The 6,302-nt window shown below is 32.4% G+C and carries 9 protein-coding genes; 2 read left to right on the top strand and 7 right to left on the bottom strand.

All coding sequences use genetic code 11. The features are described from left to right. Window positions 1–295: 295 nt before the first annotated feature. A complete protein-coding gene (locus ABS911_RS13640) occupies window positions 296–718 on the bottom strand; it encodes a VOC family protein (protein ID WP_350468018.1) in 423 nt (140 codons plus the stop codon). 268 nt (window positions 719–986) lie between these two features. On the opposite strand from ABS911_RS13640, the gene ABS911_RS13635 reads away from it, so the two are divergent. Further along, the gene (locus ABS911_RS13635; RefSeq protein ID WP_187948965.1) at window positions 987–1,826 is read left to right on the top strand and encodes a glycosyltransferase family 8 protein; all 840 of its coding nucleotides are present in this window, start codon (window positions 987–989) and stop codon (window positions 1,824–1,826) included. A 48-nt stretch (window positions 1,827–1,874) separates the two neighbouring features. Here ABS911_RS13635 and ABS911_RS13630 read toward each other — a convergent pair whose 3' ends face one another. From ABS911_RS13630 to ABS911_RS13605, 6 genes are all read right to left on the bottom strand, one after another. Further along, the gene (locus tag ABS911_RS13630) at window positions 1,875–2,156 is read right to left on the bottom strand and encodes a DUF503 domain-containing protein (RefSeq protein WP_350468017.1); all 282 of its coding nucleotides are present in this window, start codon (window positions 2,154–2,156) and stop codon (window positions 1,875–1,877) included. A gap of 117 nt (window positions 2,157–2,273) precedes the next feature. Then, complete coding sequence (locus ABS911_RS13625; protein WP_350468016.1) at window positions 2,274–2,993, bottom strand: pseudouridine synthase; 720 nt, start codon at window positions 2,991–2,993, stop codon at window positions 2,274–2,276. 109 nt (window positions 2,994–3,102) lie between these two features. Continuing rightward, window positions 3,103–4,185 (bottom strand): S66 family peptidase, encoded by a 1,083-nt coding sequence (locus tag ABS911_RS13620; RefSeq protein ID WP_350468015.1) that lies wholly within the window; start codon window positions 4,183–4,185, stop codon window positions 3,103–3,105. A 391-nt stretch (window positions 4,186–4,576) separates the two neighbouring features. Continuing rightward, on the bottom strand, window positions 4,577–4,768 hold the full coding sequence (locus tag ABS911_RS13615) for a hypothetical protein (protein WP_350468014.1): 192 nt from the start codon (window positions 4,766–4,768) through the stop codon (window positions 4,577–4,579). Window positions 4,769–4,864: 96 nt separating this feature from the next. Next, window positions 4,865–5,251: a hypothetical protein gene (locus ABS911_RS13610; protein ID WP_350468013.1), complete on the bottom strand. Its 387-nt coding sequence runs from the start codon at window positions 5,249–5,251 to the stop codon at window positions 4,865–4,867. Window positions 5,252–5,273: 22 nt separating this feature from the next. Continuing rightward, complete coding sequence (locus tag ABS911_RS13605; RefSeq protein ID WP_187948962.1) at window positions 5,274–5,429, bottom strand: hypothetical protein; 156 nt, start codon at window positions 5,427–5,429, stop codon at window positions 5,274–5,276. Window positions 5,430–5,836: 407 nt separating this feature from the next. On the opposite strand from ABS911_RS13605, the gene ABS911_RS13600 reads away from it, so the two are divergent. Beyond that, window positions 5,837–6,094: a hypothetical protein gene (locus ABS911_RS13600; RefSeq protein ID WP_350468012.1), complete on the top strand. Its 258-nt coding sequence runs from the start codon at window positions 5,837–5,839 to the stop codon at window positions 6,092–6,094. The last annotated feature ends 208 nt before the right edge of the window (window positions 6,095–6,302 follow it).

Here is a 6,302-nt window from a genome sequence, read left to right as displayed (position 1 = left end):
GTTTAACAATAACCGGTTTTAATTGTTCTACAATCTTCATTTTTGTGTAACTTTTTCTAACGGATAGTTGCTGTTGCACAGCGATTTGAAGCAGCTGTTCTTTTTTATAAGCTAGCAAACCTTTTTCTAAATCTGTTTGAGGTTTCCCTTTAATTATCAGGTTATGTAATTCTGTCATTATTCAAACTCCTATATTTTTACTATTCGTTATTCTTATTCTACCTTATTTAAATCTATTCGTAAAATAGACAAAAAAGACATAAGAAACATCGTTCTCATGTCTTTACCCAAAAATTTAGGCTCCCATTTCACTCATATCCATATACATGACTTCCCATAAGTGTCCATCTAAATCTTTAAAGCGACGGTAATACATCATAGCCTCTTCTTCTTCACTCAATTTCGTTGTTTTGTCTTCTGCGCCATTTTCAAGTGCTTTGTTTACTAGTTCATCTACTGCATCTTTTGATTCAACCTGTAAAGCAGTGATCAATTCATTTTCCATTGATGTGTCCGTAATTTTTTGGTGGGTAAAACTAGAGAAAAATTCTTCAGTAAGCAACATTACGTAAATAGATTCGGTGATAATCAGGCTTGCTCCCTTATCGTCTTTAAACTGTTCATCAAAATCAAAACCAAGTGCTTTGAAAAATTCAATAGACTTTGTTAGATCCTTAACCGGTAAATTCATAAAAATTGATTGTACTCCAACAGCCATTATCCACACCTCCTTTTTATGTAAAAAAACTTCTTTTTGTTATCCGCTTTAGTCTTTTTCACCATCAGTATACTAGTATTCAAACTCTTTTACCACACACTCGTTTTCAAAACAGCTTATTTATTTTTGATTATCCAAAATACGTCTTTAGGCTTTTTGTTTGATTCTTTACTAGCAAAAGATTATGATTAAGTCACTTATTACACATCAACCAGTACAAAAAAAGACAGTTATTTAGTCATTTTGTATATAGAAGGAGAAAACCAACATGATTGATCCAGAAATTACAATTGTTTCAGCTACAGATGATGGCTTTGTTCCTCACTTAGCTACATTATTCTTATCTATTTTAAAAACTAAAAAAGACGAAACAAAAATTAACTTTTATGTTATTGATGACAATATTTCATTAACTTCTAAAGATAGTTTAAACCGTATGATAAATGAGTACAATGCTTCAATCAGTTATTTGCAGATTGATACAGTTAAATTTGAGGATATGGTAGAAAGTGATCGGATACCTACAACAGCTTACTTTAGAATTGCGATTCCTAATTATTTTAAACACACAGATATCAAGCGAGTCATTTATTTAGATTGCGATATTATTGCTAAAGAAGATATCGAGGACATCTGGAATATCGATTTAGGCGATAACTTGTTAGCAGCTGTTGAAGATGCTGGGTTCCATGCACGTTTAGATGCAATGGAAATTGATGCCGAATCGAATACTTACTTCAATTCTGGGATGATGATTATTGATGTCGAAAAATGGCGTGCTGAAAAAATATCGGAGCAAGTAATAAAATTTGCTACTGAAAATTCAGATGAGTTAAGATTCCATGACCAAGATGCATTGAATGCTATTTTGCATGACCGCTGGTTGGTGCTCCATCCTAGATGGAATGCCCAAGCCTATATCATTACGAAAGAAAAAAAACACCCAACAAAAATTGGTAACCTAGAATACACTGAAGCACGTAATGAACCAGCTTTGATTCACTATAGTGGACATGTCAAACCATGGCAAAGTGAGTCAGACCATCCTTTCCGTGATGAGTACTTAAACGTACGAGCAGAAACACCGTTTCCAATGGAAGAAGACTAAATAAAAAATAAACCAGACAAGCTCTATTGGCTTCTCTGGTTTATTTTTTTACAGTTCTTCTCGTTCAATGGAGTGAATCTCTACTTCACCATTGTCTTCGATTTCTTTCAAAACTAGGTCTAATGTCTGTTGGCACAGTTTACGATTATTGCTCACAACAGCAATCCCTAGTACTCCTTGGTTTAACGTATTATGAGCACCAACTTCAGAGATACTCACGTTGAATTTGTTATGCGTTTTTTTAATGATACTTTTTAGCACATTGCGCTTATCTTTTAAAGAGTAGGAATTGTAAATGAGAAATGATACTTTCATGCCTAAGATAACCATAATTCATCTCCTTTAAACCCGTTTTATTCTGAAAGTAAGTAATTCAGTCAAACTTATTCTAATAGTAGACAAACTGTTGTTGAAATCAGGTTTGTTTGTCCAAACTAGACTAAAATCTCATTTGAAATACGGTCTTAATGCTATTAGTTCTTCTAAATACAAAGGTCGATAAGATCCTACAGGTAATGTTTCATCGAGTTCTAACGGCCCCATCGACAATCTCTTAAGATAAGTGACTTTTTTCCCTACCGATAAAAACATTTTCTTTACTTGATGAAATTTACCTTCACAGATCTCTAACAGCACTCTACTCTCATTATCGTTACTACTTAGTATGGTTAGTTTAGCTGGCTTGCATTTTATGCCTCCATCAAAAACAATTCCTTTTGCAAATGCTGCTTGGTCTTCACTTGTGACCCTTTCGTTCACAATCGCTTCATAAATTTTTGTGACTTCTTTTTTAGGAATCAACAATTGATACCCTAGTTGACCATTATTTGTCAGCAACAATAATCCCTCTGTATCTTTATCTAAACGCCCTACTGGAAACAATCCCGCAACACGTTGAGAAGGATCAATCAAATCGATAACGGTTTGATTATTATCATCTGTTACGGCACTTACTACACCATTTGGCTTATGCAACATGTAATAGACATGGGGCTGATATTGGATTCGTTCTCCAGCTACTTTCACTTCTTGCAGTTGTGGGTCCACATTCAAATTATCAACCAGTATTATTTTTCCATTCACTTCAACTTGCTTGCTTTTAATCAATCGTTTTACTGTTCGACGTGAACCAAATCCTGTTTCAAACAATAATTTATCTAACCGCATCCTCTAGCTCCTTCTTCGTAACGCTCCACTTTTTTATAGTTCTAGAATACGGTATAATTCTTTAATTTGTCAATCTTAGCTTCAATACTGTACTTTTTAGCCGTTTTGTTTATTCAACAGTTTGAAAAGGTGATTCATCTATAAAAATCATTTTTTCATCTAAATCAATTGTCGCTTTTGTCCCATAAGGCAAAGCACATCTAGGGTACGCGTGACCAAAATTAACATTATATAAAATTGGCAATTCCACATCATCAATCACTTCTGAGTAAATGGTTTTATATTCTTCGTAATAAACTTCGTCTTGGGGTTTCCCAATGATCAGACCATTAACAACAGAAAAAATACCTGTTTCCTTTAATGTTTCCAACATTTTTTTTAATATATCAGGAGCTGGTTTTTCTTCACTTGTTTCTAAAAATACTATTTTTCCTTCCCATTCATTTAATGAAGGAAATAATTGATATTTTTTACAAATCTCTGCTTCATCTGGATAAAGCTCTCCAACCAATATATCATAAAGACTTTCTACGCAACCACCAAGTAATGGGCCTGAAACTATTCCTGTTCCTTGCAAAACTTCATAACCGCGCGTTTCATCATGCTGCATACGATCTTGTCCTAAGGCTTGTTTAGAAAAATCGGTGCGTTCTTCATACCATAACTTACTAGAACGAATTTCTCGCTGTTCATACCCTTCTAGATAATCTTGTAAAAACTCTTTTGTGTAAGGAAGCAAACCATTAGCTAATTCAGCGATATCCGTAATAAAACTAGGGCCATAAAAGGAAACCATTCCTAATTTATAAAACATTAAATGGTTTATTGTCGTATCAGAAAATCCGGTAAATAATTTAGGGTTTTCTTGTACATTAGTTATAAAATTTTCATCCTCCAATAAATGAGGCAGCAAACGATAAGTATCATCGCCTCCAATTGCTGCTATTACTCCTTTAATGGTTGGATCTTGAAAAGCATCTTTTAAATCTTGTGCTCGTGCTTCAGGATAGTCACTAAGGTAGTCTAATCCTTTAAGCGTATTCGGCATAAAGACAGGTTTCAGTCCTAGTGATTCCAAACGTTTTTTTCCCAATTCTAGTTGGTGTGCACAAGTTTCTTCACCTAAAATCCCTCTTGATAGACTGACGATAGCTACTCTATCTCCATTTTTTAAAGCAAACGGTTTAATCATACTTTAGCTCCCTTTTTATTCATCTACATTATGTTTACTATCTACTTTAACAATATACCAAAATTTTTTACCATTAGCCTAATTATTCATTAGATAACTTTTTTAACTTCTTCGTATTGAATTAACCTAACCAACTAATTGGTCTATATTTCAACTCTATATGTATTCGTTTATTTTAGATACTATTTCCTGCTAAAAAAGGCGTATACTAGGTCTGTAGTATACGCCTTTTTTAATTATACATTAAGTTCCTTATACGAATAATTTCAATAGCAAATCTAAGCTGCAACCCACATCATAATGCCAAGTAGCCCAAGCAATACCATCACTATAGCTCCAATTATCCCTACCCAAATTATCAACCTTAACATTGTCCGTTCAAATTTGTTATTCATAATTTCTGCTCCTTTAGCTCTTTCTTATTTATGTAACTTTTTGTAATCATAACTCCTATTAAATAAACTGGAAACCCAAAGTGCCGTTGAGGATTTAAAAGCGAATAATGATTGCTTAAACTATCAAATGCAAAAATTATTACCATCCATATAAAAAGTGCTAGGAATTTATTTTTTCTTATTGTCATACGTCTACTCTCCTAGATAAATATGTTTATCCTGCTATCTTAAAAAACATTCCATCTTTATGTAAAAGTACCTTAACTCTATTTATTTCTAACTGTTTATTGTAATATAAGGCTATTTAACACAGCATCTTCGCCATTAACTAATACGATCAAATATTCATGCTGATATTCTGGATCAACTTCAACTTTATAATATAGCGGTGTAGACTTATCTTCTGTTTCTTCAAGTAGAGCTGTATCTGTAAATGAAATTGTTAATTTATCTCCATCTTCATATATTTCAGCTTTAGCTGTTGAACTAACCGAATTAAAAATAGTATAAGTTAGTTCCGAAACTTCACTCACCACAGTTACCTCTCCTGGCCGATCCGAAATTGGTTCGATGGATGACACAGGATCAATTTCTTGAATATTTGTGTCTTTTTTAATTCCACAGCCCATCAAAATAACTAAACAAAAAGGAATAATTAGCATTTTTTTCATTTTTTTCTCCTTAAGAAATCTTTTATTTTTCAAAATCAGATTTTCGAAGCAAACAGTATCCAATAAAAATTAGTACATACCCTAAGGCAATTTTCTGATGTACTATTTCAAAAATCGCAATGCCAAAAACTACTGTAGATAACAATTGATAACTAGCAGATTTCTTAATTTTCTTCATCTTAAACTCCCCCATAGAACATTCCGTAAAAGCATATTACTCTTTGAATTATCTATGAAAAGTCTTTTCTATAAAAGAACGTACTAGTTTACATCGTAGCAACTAGCAGTTGCATTACTGTCATTATAGGGTTTATGGACATTATTTTAAGTTTGCTCTTCATGAAATCGAAAAACTATTCCTTCAAATAATAGTATAGATAAAAAACCCATTTTTTTGTTTTTTTACTTTTTTATATTTAGTTCAATTGACTAAATAATAATTACTTGCAACCACTAGTTGCTAATTGTAAATGAATACGTTCTGTTATTTTAGGTGAAAACAAGAGATAATTAACTTATGCAGAAATTAAAAAACTACTAATGTTATTTACCCACACAGCCTCAGAAGGAGGGAAATTCAAAAAGGTGAAAAATTATAAACGAAGAACTTTTTTTCTTATTCTTATCAACAGCTATTTTACGTACATCTTTTTATCCGGTAGTTATGAGAGTGACGTCAATCCACTTATTTTTATTTTTGCAGTTGCAACAGGTCTTTATGACTTGAAGCAAAATAAAGAAGACTATCCTGATTTTTACTTATTTGTTAGATATTTTTTGCTATTCTTATTTTCTGTGGGATTAATCATCGATTTAATAACCTTCGCTAAGATTATTCTTTAAAGTGTCTTTCTTTAAACTTATACATATGACAAATAAGGATTAACGAATTGATTCATTATATACTAACTTTTAAAAAAACGGAGGTACACCTATGAAAAAAAGACAACTTCTAAATCCTTTACTTGTTCTGCTCTTTCCTGCATTCACGATTGTTTTCATTCCCATGTTCATCAACTATGCTTTAACTTTTACTGCTCGAACCTATAAT

The sequence above is a fragment of the Carnobacterium sp. genome (genome assembly GCF_040274425.1).
The sequence above is the reverse complement of the archived record's forward strand: the minus strand, read 5'-3'. Positions and strand labels throughout refer to the sequence as shown.

Coding starts and splice junctions, on each gene's coding strand:
- ABS911_RS13625 (WP_350468016.1), bottom strand. CDS start 2,993: ATGCGGTTAGATAAATTATTGTTTGAAACAGGATTTGGTTCACGTCGA.
- ABS911_RS13635 (WP_187948965.1), top strand. CDS start 987: ATGATTGATCCAGAAATTACAATTGTTTCAGCTACAGATGATGGCTTT.
- ABS911_RS13620 (WP_350468015.1), bottom strand. CDS start 4,185: ATGATTAAACCGTTTGCTTTAAAAAATGGAGATAGAGTAGCTATCGTC.
- ABS911_RS13640 (WP_350468018.1), bottom strand. CDS start 718: ATGGCTGTTGGAGTACAATCAATTTTTATGAATTTACCGGTTAAGGAT.
- ABS911_RS13615 (WP_350468014.1), bottom strand. CDS start 4,768: ATGACAATAAGAAAAAATAAATTCCTAGCACTTTTTATATGGATGGTA.
- ABS911_RS13630 (WP_350468017.1), bottom strand. CDS start 2,156: ATGGTTATCTTAGGCATGAAAGTATCATTTCTCATTTACAATTCCTAC.
- ABS911_RS13605 (WP_187948962.1), bottom strand. CDS start 5,429: ATGAAGAAAATTAAGAAATCTGCTAGTTATCAATTGTTATCTACAGTA.
- ABS911_RS13610 (WP_350468013.1), bottom strand. CDS start 5,251: ATGAAAAAAATGCTAATTATTCCTTTTTGTTTAGTTATTTTGATGGGC.